Here is a 2,242-nt window from a genome sequence, read left to right as displayed (position 1 = left end):
TATGCATTCATTTTTTCCAAGGTTCTACAATATGTATCGTTTTATTTGTTGCATCCAACTTTACTTGAATACCGATAGGCATGGTAATCATGGGATGTGTATGACAACAATCGAAGTCAGCTAGAAAAGGAATTCTTTGATTTTGAAGTACTTCTAATAGTATTTCAAAAGGCTTTCGATTTGTACCACAATCATCAAATTGCTCATGTTTTCCAAGAATGATACCTGAAATTTTATCGAATACACCGTTAATTTTAAGTAATGAAAAGCTTCTTTCAATAGTAGCTGCATCTTTTGAACTGTCCTCAATGAAGAGAATGTCGCCTTCTTGAATATGTGGCATATAGGGGCTACCCAAAATTCCTTGTATCGTGTTTAAATTCCCGCCAATAATACGCCCAGTAGCTTTTCCATCAATTACTGAAATCCAATCGTTTGGTCGAAGTTCTTTCTCCTTCGTCTTTTCTTCCCAATTAATAAATTCATCTGACCAAAATAATGGTTGTTTTATATGATAAGGAAGAGAATGATCATGTAGTAAAGTTTCAGCAAAATATTTGTATGTGCAATCAACAAAAGGTTCAAATTCGCCAAAGGAAGGGACGAGAGCTGGTCCATAAAATGTAGGGATTCCTGTTTTGGCGTAAATTCCTAGTAATAAAGCAGTTGCATCTGAATACCCAATCATTATTTTAGGGTTCTTTAGAAAAGCATCATAATCAATATAAGGTAATATTGAATTTGAATTCATCCCACCAATTGTTGACATAATACAAGAAATATTAGGATTTCTTATTAAGACATTTAGCTCCTCAGCACGCTCTTGTATACTACCAGAACGATAAAAATCATATCGACCTGTTAATGAACCTTCTAATATATGAAACCCTTTCTGCTGTAAGTAAGATTTTGCTCGTTCAAATCTTTTTGGAGAAGTGTAGGTTACTGGTGAAGAAGGGGAGTAGATCCCAATTGTGTCTCCGTATTTTAATGATTTTGGAAGTAGCATTTGTATGAATCCCTTCTATTAAATAGTTTATCTCGCTATTTGACGGGTAGCCCGATTGGGGGGCTGATTAAAGTTTCGCTTTATTTACGAGATTTTATTATTGAATATTCTTACGTTTCAATATTGTAAGTTTAATATAAATAAATTAAAAAAATCATTGCTGTACTATGAATAAATATACCTTTTACCTTGACTGTATAAAGGAATTGTTGTTAAGGTTAAATGTGAGTGTATAAAAGGTTTGCTAAAGGAGTTTTGAAATGAATCGGTTAAAATGGGGAAGGATGACAGTCCTATTAGTTATTATTTTAGGGATATGTTGGTTCTTATTCCAAGGAAATCAAAAGAGCATAGCGAATGTAGAGGGACAACCTTTGCAAGTGGCAGAACTACCTAAAGCAGGATTTACTGAAAAAGTAGTCCCGCCAAAGTACATCCCACCAGAAATTAACGCAAAAGCAGCTATGATTATCGATGCGAGTGATGGAGATATTATTTATCAATATAATGAAAATGAAGCTTTTGCACCGGCTAGTATGTCTAAGATGATGACAGCGTATCTCTTACTAGAGAGTATACATAACGGGAAAGTTCGCTGGGAAGATCCAGTAAAAATGAGTGCGAAGGCGGCACAAACAGAAGGAGCGAGAATCCCAGTACAAGTTAATGACACATTAACTGTTAAAGATTTATATCATGCATTAATGATTGAGTCAGCTAATAATTCGGCTGTGGCTTTAGCAGAACATATGGCAAAATCGGAGAAAGATTTCGTTCAGCTTATGGATGCAAAAGCGAAACAGTTAAAAATGTCGGAACATGCTAAATTTGCAAATGCTTCTGGATTACAAGAGCCGGATGGAAGTGAAACAAAAATGACGGCTGGTGATGTAGCACAATTGGCGTATCATCTTATAAAAGATTATCCGGAAATATTAGAAGTGACTCACTTACGTCAAAGTCAGCTAGCATTTAATAATATTAATGTTATAAGCACAAACGACATGTTAAACAAAAATAATAAAAGTTTATATATAGAAGGAATGGACGGACTAAAGACTGGATTTACAGATAGCGCAGGATACTGTTTTACTGGGACTGCAAAGCAAGGTGATAATCGAATTATTACAGTGGTCATGGGGACATCAAGTAAAACAAAACGTTTTACAGAGACAAATAAGTTAATGTCGTATGCATTTGGATTAGTTAATTAAGTAAGTAAAATACGAATCT

General features: G+C 34.6%; 2 protein-coding genes. One reads left to right on the top strand and one right to left on the bottom strand.

Going from position 1 to position 2,242, the window contains the following annotated elements:
- Window positions 1–7 precede the first annotated feature (7 nt).
- Complete coding sequence (locus ACQGSG_RS28435) at window positions 8–1,009, bottom strand: S66 family peptidase (RefSeq protein ID WP_098877179.1); 1,002 nt, start codon at window positions 1,007–1,009, stop codon at window positions 8–10.
- Between the two features lie 260 nt (window positions 1,010–1,269).
- Between ACQGSG_RS28435 and ACQGSG_RS28430 the strand changes: the two genes are divergently transcribed.
- The gene (locus tag ACQGSG_RS28430; protein ID WP_001080871.1) at window positions 1,270–2,223 is read left to right on the top strand and encodes a D-alanyl-D-alanine carboxypeptidase family protein; all 954 of its coding nucleotides are present in this window, start codon (window positions 1,270–1,272) and stop codon (window positions 2,221–2,223) included.
- Window positions 2,224–2,242: the final 19 nt, after the last annotated feature.

The sequence above is a fragment of the Bacillus sp. GMa5/1 genome (genome assembly GCF_050172015.1).
Classification (GTDB): Bacteria; Bacillota; Bacilli; order Bacillales; family Bacillaceae_G; genus Bacillus_A; species Bacillus_A cereus.
The sequence above is the reverse complement of the archived record's forward strand: the minus strand, read 5'-3'. Positions and strand labels throughout refer to the sequence as shown.